Genomic DNA, 15,144 nt, shown 5'->3' with positions numbered 1-15,144 from the left:
TATTTTCATGAATTTACAAAATCCAAAAAAATTCAAAATGATGATTGATCAGGCACATGATGTTGCGATCAATGTATTACGCCCTATTTCCCGTAAATACGATAAAGCAGAACATGCTTATCCGAAAGAACTCGATATGCTCGCTTCACTCATTGATGGCATGAATGAAGGTGGTGAAGGAATTAATGCAGGTGCTGCCGGTGCAGGAAAACGTGGTGAATCTGATAATGAAGGTGTCCGTAACGGAACTAACATGTCAACAGCGTTAGGCATCATTGAAATGTGCTATGGCGATACTGGGCTATTACTCAGTATGCCACGTCAAGGTTTAGGAAACTCTGCAATTGCCGCGGTCGCAAATGATGAGCAACTAGAACGTTTTAAAGGAACATGGGCAGCTATGGCGATTACTGAACCAGGCTGTGGTTCTGACTCTGCTGCGATCCGTACTACGGCAACTAAAGATGGCAATGACTATATTTTAAATGGTGAAAAGATTTTCGTAACTTCTGGTGAACGTGCGGACTCGGTGGTCGTATGGGCTACACTTGACCGAAAACTTGGACGTGCAGCCATCAAATCATTTGTAGTGCCTAAAGGTACTCCCGGAATGAAAGTTGAACGACTTGAACATAAGTTAGGTATCAAAGCTTCTGATACAGCCGTTATAAGTTTTACTGACTGTCGTGTTCCGGCTGAAAACTTGCTCGGTAATCCTGAAATTGATGTTGCAAAAGGTTTTGCCGGTGTAATGGAAACCTTTGACAATACACGACCATTAGTTGCCGCAATGGCAATTGGCTGTGCCAAAGCTTCTTTAGAACGTATTAAAGAAATTTTTAAAGACCAATTAGATCCCAATTACTCGACTCCATATTTGCAAACTTCTAACCTTGCTGCGCAAATTTACCGAATGGAAGCCGAATGGGAAGCTGCACGGTTACTTATGTTGAAAGCCACATGGATGGCAGACAACAAAAAACCAAACTCCAAAGAAGCTTCCATCGCTAAAGCAAAAGCAGGTCGTGTAGGCAACGAAATCACTTTGAAATGTGTCGAGTTAGCAGCAAGTGTTGGCTATAACGAAGATGAACTACTTGAAAAGTGGGCACGTGATTCAAAAATTCTTGATATTTTTGAAGGTACTCAACAAATCCAGCAACTTATTATTGCTCGTCGTGAGCTTGGAAAATCTTCAAGTGAACTAAAATAAAGATATTGCAAGGGAGTTTTTTTACTTCCTTGCTTCTTAGCACTGTGACTTATTAGCAAAAATAAAACCCTCTAACCACATGACTAGAGGGTTTGGTATTTCAGGAATATACTTTTAATTATTTAGCTTGTGTAGTTTTTAATGACTTATCGACTACACCAAATTTTTTGAAGATTTTTGCACGACGTTTTGGTGAAATATTCGCTTTATTTAAATCACCTTTGTAGTGATCAAATACACGCTTATCCATCATTTTAAACCATAATGAAGGAATCATTGCTGGTAGCAACATACTTGCATAGCCGCTTGGCAACTCTGGTGCTTCGTCAAAATGACGTAATGCTTGGAATGGACGAGTTGGATAAGCATGATGATCTGAGTGACGCTGTAACTGATATAAGAACAAGTTGGTCACTACATTGTTATTATTCCAGCTATGCTCTGGCATTGTACGTTCATATTGACCATTTTCTTTTTTCTGGCGCAATAAGCCATAATGTTCAATATAGTTAATAATTTCGAATAGACTAATCCCGTAAAATGCTTGTGTTGCTAAATAAGGAATCGTACCTTTACCAAAAATTCCTACCATAGAAGCATGGAAAGCAGCACTCATACCCCAGCCTTGCAGCAATTCGTTATCGAGTGACCAAAACTCTTTACCTTTACGTTTTAAACGATTTTTTTCAATTTCAATTGCTGATTTAAAAGAACCAACAACTGTACGTGGCCAAAATTCATAGAATGTTTCACCCATACGTGAAGATGCCGGATCTTCAGGAGTAGCTGCACGCTTATGATGGCCATATGGATGCTCAATACGGAAATGGTTATAACCAGTAGGTACTAAAGCAAGATGAGATAAAATATGGTCGATACGATCATGTTTATGGCTTAGTTCATGGGCTGTATTAATTGCAATACCATTAATGGCACCCATGGAAATACCAAGCAAAATTTTGTCAATAAATGAAGTATCTTTACGGCTTGTTAAATAACATGCATAAATATTTGCCGCATACTGCAATGGAATAAAACTTTTTACCAAACGCGAATAATATGGATCTTTCTCAAGAAGTTTAATTTCTTCATCGGTTGGATTACGCGCATCTTTACCAATAATTGTATCAATTGCAGGAATCACAACATGTAATAAAAGTGGACCACCTAAAGCAAATACTTTCTTTAATGGGCGTGGACCAAAATGGTATCCGGCTAAAATACCTAAACCAATTACAGGTAGAGCCGGACTAATCATCCATAAATAGCGCTTACGGTCTATCTCACGCATAGACGCTGGCACTGGCATAAGTTCTTGCTGAACATTCACTGGTGCATTCATAGTCATATTTCCTTTTTCTATATACCTATATAGTTAAAGAAATACTATTTGCTTAACAGTTGTAACCGTCCAAAAAACCTATTTCAAAGTCTTTGGCATTTTCTTCCACTTTTTTGTCCTAAAAACACATGTTGATCTATTCTTATAGCTCACTATAATTTTATTAAAATAATGATTGATCATATAAACATGGATGCACTAAGTAAATTTTTTGATGATATCCACTTAAATAAGTCTGAATATATTTATATAAAAGCACAAGGTGAATGGGCTTTTAAAACACAAGATCAATCTGCTTTACTGGCTTACATTGTTTTAACGGGTTCTGTATATATTCAAATAAATAATGTCGAAAAAATAATTGCAAAAGCTGGAGATATTATTTTAATTCCTTCTGGAAAAGCTCATCAAGCTACAGATTCAAAAGCGACTGGAAGCAAACTGGTAGATTCTGTCGATATTACTCCCTTATTTAATGGGCATCGTCACGATCCAATTGAGTTAGGTTCATCAGCACCTGAAAATACATTATTGCTCTGTCTACGTTGTCAAGTTGATACGTATATGGCGGGACCACTGATTAATGCATTACCATCTATTATGCATATTCAACACGAAAACCAGACAACTCCTCCTGAATGGTTGCAAATAGGGCTTTATTTTTTAGCGGTCGAAACACAAAAAATTCAACCTGGCCATGACAAAATTATTGATCACTTAGTCAGTATTCTTTTAATTGAATGTATTCGAGACCATATCCAACAAATGTCAGACCAACAAAACTGGTTAGGAGCATTAACACATCCTGAGTTAAGTAATGCTTTATCCGCAATCCATAGCCAACCTGAGGCTAGCTGGACTGTTGAATCATTAGCTGAACAATGCTGCATGTCGCGTTCTAAGTTTGCCAATCTCTTTAATAATATTATTGGTGAACCACCTCTTACTTATTTGCAGCATTATCGCTTTCGCTTAGCGAGCCAATATCTACGGACAAGTAATTTATCAGTTCAACAAATTTCAAATAAAGTCGGCTATTCATCAGAAACTGCATTTAGTCAGGCATTTAAGAGAGTATTTGATTTATCGCCTAAACAATATAGACAAAATTATATAGGTAGTAGAGATCAGTAATAAAAAAAGCGCCGAAGCGCTTTTTTTATTACATAAGTTTTATTTGATTTTAGCGTGTGACTTTAAGTATTCGCTGTAATCTTCGAGTATTTGCTGACCACGAGATTGACGATAAAGCTGTTGTAATTGCTTTAACTGATCCGCTGGCATAGCATTTACCGCAGCTGAATTTACATTAGAAACGGCAACGACAACCAATTCATTAGGTAAGTTCGCTGTTGTAACAGACCACATACCAGGTTTCGGTGCAGGAACACTAAATGCTGCACGCTCAATTGCACGTTTTAAACCTTGTGAACGAGTAAATACACCTGCAGATTCAAAAGATACTTTATTTTTCGCAACAACTTGCTCAGCTGGCTGAGTTTTGAATTCAGTCAACATGGTAGCAATTTTTGCTTGAGCTGCTTTGCGTGCTTTCTCATCAATTACTTTAGCTTTTGCTTCGTTCATTGCTTGAGCAAGTGGTTTAACGCCAGCAGCATGATAATCACGCACCTTAACCCAAACAGTATCACCATTCGCTAATTGAATATTTGATGAAGCGTTACGATCGCCATTTTTCACATCATCATTAAACAATTTAATTTTTACGTTTGGATCGCTTAGTTGTGGATTTTGAGTAGCTAAAGTTACACCATTTAATGATTCAATTTTTGTACCTTTAACTTGCTGTACAACTGCCTCTAAAGAATCATTACCTACAATTGTTTCATTCAAACTATTTACTGTATCTGAATAAACAGTAGCAACCTTATTCTTTTCAACTTCGGCAGTTAAACGCGCCTTCTCAGCTTCAAACGAAGGAATTTGATTCGCTGGAGTCTCTGCTTCAATAATATGGTAACCATATTGTGTTTTTACTGGCTGCGAAACTTGACCATTTTTCAGACTTGAAACAGTTTTATCAAATGCATCAGAGAAAACACCAGGTGCATACGCCTCTACTAAACCACCTTTCGTTTTTGAAGTTGGATCTTCTGAGAACTGAGCTGCTGCTTGAGCAAATGAAAGACCGCCTTGAATTTTTGCATATACCTCATTAGCAAGCTTTTGAGCTGCCGCATCATCACGAGCATCTGTGGTAATAAGAATATGCTTCACAACACGTTTAGCATTTTTTTGCTGAGTTTCTACAAATTTAGCATAGGCTTGTTTGAGTTCAGCATCTGTTGCTGGTGCAGGTTTCGCCATTAAGGACGGAGATAAAACAACATAATCTACATCAACAGAAGCAGGCTGTTTAAACTCGTTTTGATGTTTATTGTAGTAGTCAGTCGCTTCTTGATTAGATGCTGTTAAACCCGTTTTATAGGTATCTAACTTAATACTAGCTAAATGTAATGTACGCTGTTCAGTTTGCAAATTCGCAATTTGCATTACATCAACTTTACTCACTAAAGCATAATCAGAAAAAGTTGAAGTCAACATTTTCAAAGCGTGATCTTGACGCAAGCTCGCAATTAAGGCTTGGCTTGTCATACCAATTGAACGCAAATAATTTTCATATAATTTTTGTGAAAACTGACCATTTTCTTGCAAGCTTGGCTGCTGAGCTAACATTTGCTCGATTTGAGCATCGCTCAAAGAAATACCCAATTTTTCAGCTTGCTGAATGAGTAAATTACGAGATACCAATATATCGAGAGCTTTTGCTTGAATAACCGGTAAATTAAGTAAACTTTCATCACCTTTTACAGCAGCTAAATATTGTTCTTTATACCTTTGCGTTAAAGTTTCAAGGTCTTTTTTTGATATGTCCTGTCCATTTACAGTTTTTGCGACATCTGCCTTGTTTCCCCTATTAAAATATCCATTAATACCTACAAGCGCTAAAGGGGTCAAAAACAAAATTAAAAGGACTTTGCCGAGCCAACCCTTAATGACTGTACGAAACGATTCCATAAGTATTCCAATATTTTATTTCGAGGAGAATTTTAACTGAAAAACCACAATGAATGAATGAGCAATATTGGTCAATTCAGATTTTTAATAAAAAACGCGCCTATATCGGCGCGTTTAATCATCTTAAAAGATTAAGCAACTGAATCTTTAAGACCTTTACCAGCTTTAAAGCTAGGTACTTTTGTTGCTTTAATTTGAAGCTCTTCACCAGTTTTAGGGTTACGACCAGTACGTGCAGCACGCTCTTTAACACTGAAAGTACCAAAACCAACTAAAGTTACTGTGTCACCTTTTTTAAGTGCTTCAGTAATTGACGCAATTGTCGCATCGAGTGCCTTGCCTGCATCAGTCTTAGATACTCCCCCTTTTTCAGCAATTGCATCGATTAATTCTGATTTATTCATGAATAAAACATCCTCTTAATATCGTTTGTTTAAGGTCCAAGGCTATAGTTTAAAAGGCCATGACGCCTTTATAGCAATGCTTTGGGGGAAAACGCAATACTAGAGCAGAGCTTTTAGCAAAAATAAATGCTAAAAAACTGTTATATATTTGCTAAATCCCTACATTTTTTTACTTTTCATTCAATTTTGCCTTCAATTTTTGATTTTCTTCAATAAGAGCATCAACCTTTATATGCAATTGAACTAACAGTTGTTCAATGTGCTGTAAGTCCTTCGGAGTAACTAAGCCAATTCGATTTAAAGAATGATTTACACTGGTATCTAAAATTTTTTCGACCTTGTCTTTTGTATCAGACACTGACTCTTTCGCCTTTTCGGTTACTTTGCCAACAGTTGTATCGGCTAAATCACCAGTTTTAGACTCAAGTTCTTCCCCTACTTTGACTAGTGAGTCAAATAGTTTATTGCCTTCTTCTTCGGCACGAGAGAAAGCACCTAAACCAGCTAACCATATTTGCTTGGTATACTTTCTAAAATCCAATGCAGACTTTCTAGAACTTTTTGATTTTAATTTGTTTTTATCTCCTTGCTCTTCTGATTGTGTTTCTATGTTTGCATTATCCATTGACCTAAGCTCCTGATCGGATGAGACAGATGAAGTCTTATTTAACCACAAAATATTCTTATAATAACAAAGTCAAGACTTGATACATTTATGAAACTGTTCTACAAAACAATCATGTCATGTAAATATATTTAACAGGACAATGTGTTAAGTTTGAGATAGGATGTCTCATTCTCTTAATTAATCTCTAATATTTAAGGATAAACTTTTATGAGTGAAACGCAACAAAGACAAAAACACCCACGTCTGTTGCTGAACATTGTTCTAATTATTTTAGAAACTTTTTTCTCATTTATTCTCACCCACGATGGTGTTCTTCGCTTGCAGGCGAAAAAGTTTATCGCAAATAAAATCACAATCCGTATTAATAGCTACTTGCCATTTTTCAACTTCTATGTGCAATTTACGGAAAAAGGTTTATTATTTGATATTCATTCTTATGATCGTCGTATTGACTTAGAAATTAATAGTACTCTCATCGACCTTATCAAAATTTTTGCTTTTTCAAATCAACGTAGTTTAAACAATATGCGGATTGATGGAGATGCAGAAACCAAAAAAGAACTCATCGATTTAATTTCACATCTCACTTTACCTAAGCTTCTGGCTGACTGGAAGCAATGGTTCAATACTCCAGATGATGAAGCCGAAGCACTTGCTTCACGTAAAAAAATTGCCCCCTTACTTGAAAAAATTGATCAACAGCGTTCAGAGATAAATTCTTTGAATGTCGAAATTAAGCAGTATCAAAATCGAATTTCACGTTTACAGCAGCGCCAACGCAACATTAACTTGTGCTTTGGTATAATTAGCCTAATATTTATTGCTTATTTCATATATAATTTGTGGGTAGCTTAACTTATTTTTTCTATCTTGATCCTGCACTTGAATTAAAAATAAAAAAACTTGACTATTTTAGTCGGGATTCATAAAATCCTATTATCTAGTCTTAACATGTGTATCGAATCATGCGCCTTACAACTCGCGGTCGCTACGCAGTGACTGCTCTACTTGATTTAGCTTTGCAGCCAACTGAACAAACGATCACGCTCGCCGAAATTGCCGCACGTCAATCTATTTCAGTTGCTTATTTAGAGCAGTTGTTCGCAAAACTTAAGCGTCATGGGTTAGTTTCTAGTGTTCGCGGTGCAAATGGTGGTTACCATTTGGCTCGAAACGCTGATGAAATTACTGTGTTAGAAATTATTGAAGCCGTAAATGAAACTGTTGATGCAACACGTTGTGACCATAAAGGTAACTGCCAAAATGGTGCAATGTGTCTTACTCACGATTTATGGCAAGAACTCTCTCATCATATTGCCGACTATTTAGCTAAAATCACTCTTGCCGACCTCATTAGCCGAGACAACGTTCAAACTGTTGCATTACGCCAAAATGTGACTGGCACAGATTCAGCTCTTTTATCGGGTACAGGTATTTGATATGAAACGTCCAATTTATCTTGATTACGCAGCAACCACTCCAGTAGATCCGCAAGTTGCAGAACGTATGATGGAGTGTTTAACTTTCGACGGTACCTTTGGTAATGCTGCATCTCGTTCCCACGCTTATGGCTGGCAGGCAGAAGAAAAAGTTGAATATGCACGTGAGCAAGTCGCAAATTTAATTAAAGCCGACCCACGTGAAATTGTTTGGACTTCTGGTGCAACTGAGTCAGATAACCTTGCTCTTAAAGGTGTTGCTCAATTCTATGCATCTAAAGGCAAACATATCATTACAAGTAAAATTGAACACAAAGCTGTTCTAGACCCTTGTCGTGAATTAGAAGAACAAGGTTTTGAAATTACTTACTTAGAGCCAGAGCCACAAACAGGTTTAATTACTCCTGAGATGGTTAAGGCTGTCCTTCGCCCAGATACTATTCTTGTTTCTCTTATGATGGTAAACAACGAAATTGGTACGGTTACAGATGTAGCGGCGATTGGTGAATTAACACGTGCCAACAAAACATTTTTCCATGTAGATGCAGCACAAGCAGCTGGTAAAGTTGATATCGACTTATCTACTATGAAAATTGATCTTATGAGTTTCTCTGCTCATAAAATTTATGGTCCAAAAGGTATCGGCGCATTATATGTACGTCGTAGCCCACGTGTTCGCTTAAAAGCACAAATTCATGGTGGTGGCCATGAGCGCGGTATGCGTTCTGGTACTTTGGCAACTCACCAAATCGTTGGTATGGGTGAAGCTTTTGAAATTGCAGGCAAAACAATGCATGCTGAACAAGAGCGTATTCGTAAACTTCGTAACAAACTTTGGAACGGTTTACAAGACCTTGAACAAGTGTTCTTAAACGGTCACCCGACTCAAAACGTTGCTAATTATTTAAATGTCAGCTTCAACTTTGTTGAAGGTGAGTCTTTAATGATGTCGCTTAAAGATGCTGCTGTATCAAGTGGTTCTGCTTGTACGTCTGCAACTTTAGAGCCTTCATATGTTCTTCGCGCATTAGGTTTATCTGATGAGCTAGCACACAGCTCAATTCGCTTTAGTTTTGGTAAATACACGACTGAAGAAGATATTGACCACGTGCTTACAATTACCAAAGCCGCTGTTGAGAAATTACGTGAACTTTCTCCGCTTTGGGATATGTACAAAGAAGGTATCGATCTTTCTACAGTTGAATGGGCAGAACACTAATTATTGAAATTAGTGTTTTAACCCTCATATTAATATTAGGCTGACCCCGAGGTTTGGAGAAGCAAAATGGCTTATAGCGAAAAGGTAATTGATCATTACGAAAATCCACGTAATGTTGGTGTTTTAGATAAAAACTCTGAAAATGTTGGTACAGGCATGGTGGGTGCACCTGCATGTGGCGACGTGATGCGTTTACAGATTCAAGTAAATGACAGTGGCGTAATCGAAGAAGCACGCTTTAAAACTTACGGTTGTGGTTCTGCAATTGCATCAAGTTCACTTGTAACTGAATGGTTAAAAGGTAAAACACTTGATGAAGCTCAAGCAATCAAAAATATTGATATTGCGACTGAGTTAGCTCTTCCGCCAGTAAAAGTTCACTGCTCTGTTTTAGCTGAAGACGCGATTAAAGCTGCGATTGAAGATTATCGTAGTAAAAAGTCAAAAGCTTAATTTGTTACCATTATAAACGTTGGAGTTTTCATGATTCATTTAACTGAAAATGCTGCGACTCATATTAGCAATTACCTTAAAAACCGAGGTAAGGGTGAAGGCATTCGCGTTGGTGTGAAAACTTCTGGTTGTTCTGGGTTGGCTTATGTTCTCGAATTTGTAGACGATATCGATGAACATGATCAAGTTTTCGAACAATTTGGTGTTAAGGTTTTTGTAGATCCTAAAAGCTTAGTTTACTTAGAAGGCTTAGAAATGGACTATGTTAAAAATGGCCTTAACGAAGGGTTCGAATTTAACAATCCTAATAAAAAGGGTGAATGTGGTTGTGGTGAATCTTTCACTGTTTAATCCTCTCCTTTCCTTTTTCTCATTAAAACAGTGTCTTTCAAAAGCACTGTTTTAATGTATTTAATTAACGTGGATCCCATTTCTAATGAATCATTTTGAGTTGTTCAATTTACCTGTGGCACTCGATATCGATTTGGCAAGCTTAAAATCAAATTTCTTGAGTTTGCAACAACAATATCATCCAGATAAAGCCGCAGATAAAGATCAAGCATTGATCAAATCAAGTGAAATCAATCAAGCTTTTAAAACGCTTTCACAAGTTGATAGCCGCGCTGCCTACCTTTTAGCTCTTAAAAAGCAAGATCATCATCTTGACCAATCTATTAGTGATTTTGAATTTCTACAATCTGCATTAGAACTTCGTGAACAACTTGATGAAGCGACATCACCTGAACATTTACGTACGTTAAGATTGGAAGTACAACAATGGATTGATGGCTTGGTTCGTGAATTCAAAATTGATTACAACGAAGAAGATTGGGCTGAAGCACGTGATACCGTACGTAAGTTGCGTTTCTTTCAACGTGTTTTAAACGATATTGATAAAGCAGAAGATCAACTGTTAGATGAAGAAGACAGCTTTGATTTAGACGATGATTTTTAATTTTGCTTTCTCTACTTTATTTTCAAGGGATTTAACTCATGGCACTTTTGCAAATTGCTGAACCGGGTCAATCCAGTGCCCCACACCAACATCGCATTGCGATTGGTATTGACCTAGGAACAACACACTCATTAGTTGCGACAGTGTTATCAGGCAAACCTAAAGTACTCAATGATGTTCAAAATAGAAGATTACTTCCTTCTATCGTTCATTATGGGGACAATACAACTCATTATGGTGAAGAAGCTAAACCATTTATCATTGCAGATCCCAAAAATACGATTGTATCTGTTAAAAGATTTATGGGACGCTCAAAAGCAGACATTAAGTTTCAGCATCCTTATGAATTAGTAGGCTCAGAAAATGAAATGCCTGCTTTTGAAACACGTGCCGGGCGCAAAACACCAGTAGAAATTTCAGCCGAAATTTTAAAACAATTAAAAGATCGTGCTGAAGACAGCTTACAAAATCCCGTTAATGGCGCTGTGATTACAGTTCCTGCTTATTTTGACGAAGCTCAGCGTCAAGCAACTCGCGATGCAGCTCAACTTGCAGGCTTAAACGTATTACGTTTATTAAATGAACCTACAGCTGCCGCAGTAGCTTATGGATTAGATCAAGAAAGTAATTTAGAGACCGACCGTAATTATGTAATTTACGATTTGGGCGGTGGTACTTTTGATGTATCAATCTTACGTTTTTCACAAGGCGTATTTGAAGTTTTAGCGACCGGCGGCCATACCGCTTTAGGTGGTGATGACTTAGACCGCCTCATTGTGAAATGGGCAAAAAAGCAGCTTAATATTGATGTATTAAGTAATGAAGACTATGCAGTATTTATAGTTGCAGCACGTCAAGCTAAAGAGCAATTATCTACTCAAGATTCAGTTGAATTAAAACTGCTTGATAGACCTCTTACACTAGACCGACCTACATTTGAAAATATTATTCAAGTTGCTTTAGATAAAACAATCAGTGTTTGTAAGCGTGTATTGCGTGATGCAAAGCTTGATTTGACTGACATTCAAAATGTAGTTTTAGTGGGTGGCTCTACCCGCTCTTATGCAGTTCAAAAAGCTGTACGTGAAGTTTTTAATCAAGAACCTCTTTGCACAATTAACCCAGATGAAGTTGTAGCAATCGGTGCTTCAATTACAGCAAACCAGTTAATTGGTAATAGTCAAGATGGGTCACTTCTTCTAGATGTCACTCCACTTTCTCTTGGTTTAGAAACAATGGGAGGTCTAGTTGAACGTCTGATCTCTCGTAATACAGCTATTCCTGTTGCACGTCGTCAAGAGTTCACAACCTATCAAGATGGCCAAACTGCCATGTTAATTCATGTGGTTCAAGGTGAACGTGATTTAGTTGAACATTGCCGCTCATTAGGTAGATTTGTACTCCATGGCATTCCGCCAATGACTGCCGGTCAAGCCCGTATTGAAGTCACTTTCCAAGTTGATGCTGATGGCTTACTTACTGTTTCTGCTCGTGAAGCAACTTCTGGTGTACAAGCTCATATCGATATCAAACCATCGTATGGTTTATCTGAGGCAGATACAGAACGCTTATTAATTGAAGGTTTCCAACATGCCGAAGAAGACAAAAATCTTCGTCACTTAAAAGAAACCAAAGTTGAAGCAGAGCGTGAACTTGAAGCTCTAGAGCAAGCCTTAAAAGTAGATGCTGATTTACTTGATGAAAAGCAACTTGCAGAACTCAATTCCTCAAAAGAATCATTAAAAGTTCAGCTCGAAGGTAGTGATATTCAAGCAATTGAACATGCTGTTCAACAGCTTAAAGTACATAGTGACGCTTTTGCAGCATTACGAATGAACCGACATATTGACCATGCCTTAAAAGGCACAAAGCTCGACGATTGGTCAAAATCAAACAAAAAGGTATAGGTGATCAATATGCCACGTATTAAAGTACTTCCTCATGCTCAGATTTGCCCTGAAGGTGCAGAATTTGAGGTTGAACAAAATGCAAATCTTTGCCAAAGTTTGCTCAATAAAGGTATCAAAATTGAACATGCTTGTGATATGTCTTGTGCATGTACAACTTGCCACGTGATTGTCCGCAAAGGTTTTGATAGCTTAGAAGAGATGAACGATGTTGAAGCCGATCTTTTAGACCGTGCTTGGGGTTTAGAACCTGACTCTCGCCTTTCATGTCAGGTTAAAATTGTAGACGAAGATCTTGAAATTGAAATTCCGAAATACACAATTAATCATGCTTCAGAAAATCATTAAGATTTAATGGTAAAAAAAGCTGCTTAAGCAGCTTTTTTTATTTATATGATTTATACCTGATCTTGCTCTTGATCAATATTTATTGGTTTAACTTCATCCTCAAGTCTAAGCTGAGCAACACCTTGAGTATTAATTAAAGTTTGTTGAACTTTAATACGTTGAATCATCTTTTCAAGCACTTCAACCAATTCCGGATATTCGTAGTTTTGTACTTCTTCTAAGTTCAATACTAAATGGAAACCTTTATATTCATAATCAAACCATTGTTGATGATCTGATTTATTTCCTGTGTATTTTTCCATGACTTGCCATGTTTTTACTGCACCTTGAATTCCCTTTAAATAGATTGGGGTTTTCGGTGCACATAGAAAATCACTTTTAATGAGTTGATAAGTATCATCAGAAATGAGTATTTCATCAATTTCAGCAGCATACTGTAAACGCGCCGCCAAATTTACATCACGACCTACAATTGTATAAGCCATACGATGTGTTGCCCCATAATTCCCAACGTGGCAATAACCCGTACTAATACCCATACGGATATGCAAGGCTGAATATCCCATCTTTTTCCAACGCTCACGCAGCAACTTCATTTGCTGACGCATAGCAATTGCCATTTCTACACAAGATTTGGCATCTTGTTCAACACCTTGTGAATTTGGATCTCCAAAAAAGATGAGGATTGCATCTCCCATAAATTTATCGACAGTCGCCTCATATTGCTTCGCAATTTCAGTCATATGACTTAAATAATCATTAAGCAAGAAGGCCAAGTCATCTGGAATTAAGGTTTCTGACAATTCAGTAAAACCTTGAATATCAGAAAAGAATACGGTCATTTTTTTACGTTTATATTCGATTTTTGCTTCAGCTTCACCACGCATAATCGACTGCCATAATTGCAATGGAGCATAGCGGCTTAACTGATTAGCAAAAGCGATATAACGCGTCATTTGGTCATAATAATGCTGGCGTTGCTGACTAATTTTTTTTACCCAGCGATGTTGGTAGTAATTTCCAATAGTGATAAACATCACTAAACCAAGTAGGGTAATTACCGTTAATTCTTGGCTTGTGGCTTCAAAATATGGATGAAAACCAAATAGAAAAAAAGTACTTAAATAAAAAATAATCGCACCAAGCAGACTCGTTAAACAAATCACTGCAAACGAAATACGACTATTAATTGCTGAGTAAAATAATGCAAAAAGTGCAATAAATGTAGGAACAAGATTGAGGTGTACGCCTGCTAGAGTAACCGCCACCACAATTGCATCTATCGCAAAGAAAACACTTTTTTGGGTTTTCTTATCAAATTGGTACTGTAACCAGTGCTCTAATTTAGAACTAACAAAAAGTAAAAAAAGAAAGAAAGGAGGAATATAGATTTGATAATTAGTATTTGGTGAGGTAAAGGCATAGATCACTAAAATCAATGACAGAATGGAATACCCCATCAAACGATGAAAATATGCAAACTGCTTAGGTTCCCGATCTATAAACCTCTCTAATTGCACCCTATCCTCCACATTTCAATGTAGCCACACTCACATGTGGCATGACATTGATTTAATCCATGCGCCAATCAAAAGGCATATCACCCTGACCACGTAAAGCAAGCATAAGGGTCTGACGCATGTGAGCTAAAACATCACTTGTGTATGGTACAGCTGGTGTACCCCACACTGGTTTAGGCCAAGCTACGTCATTTTGATAGCGGACAACATGGTGGAAATGTAATTGAGGTACCATATTACCTAAAGCTGCAACATTCATTTTGTCAGCACGAAAAACGCGAGATAACTGGCTAGATAACCAGCTTGATTCACGTAAAAACTGTTCTTGGTCAGCTTGACTTAATTCGTATAATTCCGTGATTCCTGGTACACGAGGTACTAAAATCAACCAAGGAAATTGCATATCATTCATTAAACGACATGTTGAAAGCGGGAAATCGCCTACAAAAAAAGTATCTTGAGCAAGTTGTGGATGCAAACTAAACATATCTTTTATAAATGACAATAAACAATAATGGCTAATACTATCACATCAGTTTTGATGTGAATATTATTAGTAGTCCGTTTACTTACAAATAACAATGATTTTATGCACTTATTCATATCTCAAGGTATAAAAAAGTACATAAAATCCAATCACAACAAGACAAATGCCCTGATCAGTTATGGCTTATTCA

Annotated in this window: 16 protein-coding genes; 10 read left to right on the top strand and 6 right to left on the bottom strand. The window is 37.2% G+C overall.

Annotation, left to right across the window (positions count from 1 at the left end):
- The first annotated feature begins 7 nt into the window (after window positions 1-7).
- The gene (locus MKL35_RS06610; protein WP_004887415.1) at window positions 8-1,213 is read left to right on the top strand and encodes an acyl-CoA dehydrogenase family protein; all 1,206 of its coding nucleotides are present in this window, start codon (window positions 8-10) and stop codon (window positions 1,211-1,213) included.
- A 118-nt stretch (window positions 1,214-1,331) separates the two neighbouring features.
- On the opposite strand, the gene MKL35_RS06605 is transcribed toward MKL35_RS06610, so the two are convergent.
- The gene (locus MKL35_RS06605; RefSeq protein ID WP_032011189.1) at window positions 1,332-2,555 is read right to left on the bottom strand and encodes an alkane 1-monooxygenase; all 1,224 of its coding nucleotides are present in this window, start codon (window positions 2,553-2,555) and stop codon (window positions 1,332-1,334) included.
- 189 nt (window positions 2,556-2,744) lie between these two features.
- Here MKL35_RS06605 and MKL35_RS06600 point away from each other — a divergent pair, with 189 nt between their 5' ends.
- Window positions 2,745-3,689 carry an AraC family transcriptional regulator gene (locus tag MKL35_RS06600; protein WP_002049958.1) on the top strand — a complete coding sequence of 315 codons (945 nt, stop codon included), beginning with the start codon at window positions 2,745-2,747 and terminating at the stop codon, window positions 3,687-3,689.
- A 39-nt stretch (window positions 3,690-3,728) separates the two neighbouring features.
- On the opposite strand, the gene MKL35_RS06595 is transcribed toward MKL35_RS06600, so the two are convergent.
- The 3 genes from MKL35_RS06595 to MKL35_RS06585 all read right to left on the bottom strand — a co-directional run bounded on the left by MKL35_RS06595 (window position 3,729) and on the right by MKL35_RS06585 (window position 6,623).
- The gene (locus MKL35_RS06595) at window positions 3,729-5,594 is read right to left on the bottom strand and encodes a SurA N-terminal domain-containing protein (protein ID WP_032011191.1); all 1,866 of its coding nucleotides are present in this window, start codon (window positions 5,592-5,594) and stop codon (window positions 3,729-3,731) included.
- A gap of 131 nt (window positions 5,595-5,725) precedes the next feature.
- Entirely contained in the window at window positions 5,726-5,998 is a 273-nt protein-coding gene (locus MKL35_RS06590) for an HU family DNA-binding protein (protein WP_001043034.1), read from the bottom strand.
- A gap of 169 nt (window positions 5,999-6,167) precedes the next feature.
- Window positions 6,168-6,623 (bottom strand): phasin family protein, encoded by a 456-nt coding sequence (locus MKL35_RS06585; protein ID WP_002049921.1) that lies wholly within the window; start codon window positions 6,621-6,623, stop codon window positions 6,168-6,170.
- A 210-nt stretch (window positions 6,624-6,833) separates the two neighbouring features.
- Here MKL35_RS06585 and MKL35_RS06580 point away from each other — a divergent pair, with 210 nt between their 5' ends.
- The 8 genes from MKL35_RS06580 to fdx all read left to right on the top strand — a co-directional run bounded on the left by MKL35_RS06580 (window position 6,834) and on the right by fdx (window position 12,947).
- Window positions 6,834-7,481: a hypothetical protein gene (locus tag MKL35_RS06580; RefSeq protein WP_002050024.1), complete on the top strand. Its 648-nt coding sequence runs from the start codon at window positions 6,834-6,836 to the stop codon at window positions 7,479-7,481.
- A gap of 110 nt (window positions 7,482-7,591) precedes the next feature.
- Window positions 7,592-8,065, top strand: coding sequence for an Rrf2 family transcriptional regulator (locus MKL35_RS06575; protein ID WP_002050146.1), 474 nt, complete (start codon window positions 7,592-7,594; stop codon window positions 8,063-8,065).
- Between the two features lies 1 nt (window position 8,066).
- Window positions 8,067-9,284, top strand: coding sequence for an IscS subfamily cysteine desulfurase (locus MKL35_RS06570; protein WP_032011192.1), 1,218 nt, complete (start codon window positions 8,067-8,069; stop codon window positions 9,282-9,284).
- Window positions 9,285-9,350: 66 nt separating this feature from the next.
- Window positions 9,351-9,737, top strand: a complete 387-nt coding sequence (iscU, locus tag MKL35_RS06565) for a Fe-S cluster assembly scaffold IscU (RefSeq protein WP_002049835.1) — start codon at window positions 9,351-9,353, stop codon at window positions 9,735-9,737.
- Between the two features lie 30 nt (window positions 9,738-9,767).
- Window positions 9,768-10,088, top strand: a complete 321-nt coding sequence (gene iscA / locus MKL35_RS06560; protein ID WP_002050042.1) for an iron-sulfur cluster assembly protein IscA — start codon at window positions 9,768-9,770, stop codon at window positions 10,086-10,088.
- Window positions 10,089-10,173: 85 nt separating this feature from the next.
- Entirely contained in the window at window positions 10,174-10,692 is a 519-nt protein-coding gene (hscB, locus tag MKL35_RS06555; protein ID WP_004709049.1) for a Fe-S protein assembly co-chaperone HscB, read from the top strand.
- 38 nt (window positions 10,693-10,730) lie between these two features.
- Window positions 10,731-12,599 (top strand): Fe-S protein assembly chaperone HscA, encoded by a 1,869-nt coding sequence (hscA, locus tag MKL35_RS06550; protein ID WP_032011194.1) that lies wholly within the window; start codon window positions 10,731-10,733, stop codon window positions 12,597-12,599.
- Between the two features lie 9 nt (window positions 12,600-12,608).
- Window positions 12,609-12,947: an ISC system 2Fe-2S type ferredoxin gene (fdx, locus tag MKL35_RS06545; RefSeq protein WP_002049779.1), complete on the top strand. Its 339-nt coding sequence runs from the start codon at window positions 12,609-12,611 to the stop codon at window positions 12,945-12,947.
- 50 nt (window positions 12,948-12,997) lie between these two features.
- Here the strand turns inward: fdx and MKL35_RS06540 are convergent, their stop codons facing one another.
- Together MKL35_RS06540 and MKL35_RS06535 are read right to left on the bottom strand one after the other, a co-directional pair.
- Entirely contained in the window at window positions 12,998-14,467 is a 1,470-nt protein-coding gene (locus MKL35_RS06540; protein WP_002050106.1) for an adenylate/guanylate cyclase domain-containing protein, read from the bottom strand.
- Between the two features lie 52 nt (window positions 14,468-14,519).
- A complete protein-coding gene (locus tag MKL35_RS06535; RefSeq protein ID WP_000492048.1) occupies window positions 14,520-14,954 on the bottom strand; it encodes an HIT domain-containing protein in 435 nt (144 codons plus the stop codon).
- Between the last annotated feature and the right edge of the window lie 190 nt (window positions 14,955-15,144).

This window comes from Acinetobacter sp. AOR41_HL (genome assembly GCF_027854645.1).
GTDB classification, from domain to species: Bacteria; Pseudomonadota; Gammaproteobacteria; order Pseudomonadales; family Moraxellaceae; genus Acinetobacter; species Acinetobacter nosocomialis.
Note: the sequence above shows the minus strand (reverse complement) of the source record. Positions and strands in the feature narration are given on the sequence as shown.

Bases quoted from the DNA above. Each gene is read 5' to 3' on its own strand.
- iscA (WP_002050042.1), top strand. From the start codon at position 9,768: ATGATTCATTTAACTGAAAATGCTGCGACTCATATTAGCAATTACCTT.
- MKL35_RS06580 (WP_002050024.1), top strand. From the start codon at position 6,834: ATGAGTGAAACGCAACAAAGACAAAAACACCCACGTCTGTTGCTGAAC.
- hscA (WP_032011194.1), top strand. From the start codon at position 10,731: ATGGCACTTTTGCAAATTGCTGAACCGGGTCAATCCAGTGCCCCACAC.
- MKL35_RS06535 (WP_000492048.1), bottom strand. From the start codon at position 14,954: ATGTTTAGTTTGCATCCACAACTTGCTCAAGATACTTTTTTTGTAGGC.
- MKL35_RS06595 (WP_032011191.1), bottom strand. From the start codon at position 5,594: ATGGAATCGTTTCGTACAGTCATTAAGGGTTGGCTCGGCAAAGTCCTT.
- MKL35_RS06575 (WP_002050146.1), top strand. From the start codon at position 7,592: ATGCGCCTTACAACTCGCGGTCGCTACGCAGTGACTGCTCTACTTGAT.
- MKL35_RS06605 (WP_032011189.1), bottom strand. From the start codon at position 2,555: ATGAATGCACCAGTGAATGTTCAGCAAGAACTTATGCCAGTGCCAGCG.
- MKL35_RS06600 (WP_002049958.1), top strand. From the start codon at position 2,745: ATGGATGCACTAAGTAAATTTTTTGATGATATCCACTTAAATAAGTCT.
- MKL35_RS06590 (WP_001043034.1), bottom strand. From the start codon at position 5,998: ATGAATAAATCAGAATTAATCGATGCAATTGCTGAAAAAGGGGGAGTA.
- hscB (WP_004709049.1), top strand. From the start codon at position 10,174: ATGAATCATTTTGAGTTGTTCAATTTACCTGTGGCACTCGATATCGAT.
- iscU (WP_002049835.1), top strand. From the start codon at position 9,351: ATGGCTTATAGCGAAAAGGTAATTGATCATTACGAAAATCCACGTAAT.
- fdx (WP_002049779.1), top strand. From the start codon at position 12,609: ATGCCACGTATTAAAGTACTTCCTCATGCTCAGATTTGCCCTGAAGGT.
- MKL35_RS06585 (WP_002049921.1), bottom strand. From the start codon at position 6,623: ATGGATAATGCAAACATAGAAACACAATCAGAAGAGCAAGGAGATAAA.
- MKL35_RS06610 (WP_004887415.1), top strand. From the start codon at position 8: ATGAATTTACAAAATCCAAAAAAATTCAAAATGATGATTGATCAGGCA.
- MKL35_RS06570 (WP_032011192.1), top strand. From the start codon at position 8,067: ATGAAACGTCCAATTTATCTTGATTACGCAGCAACCACTCCAGTAGAT.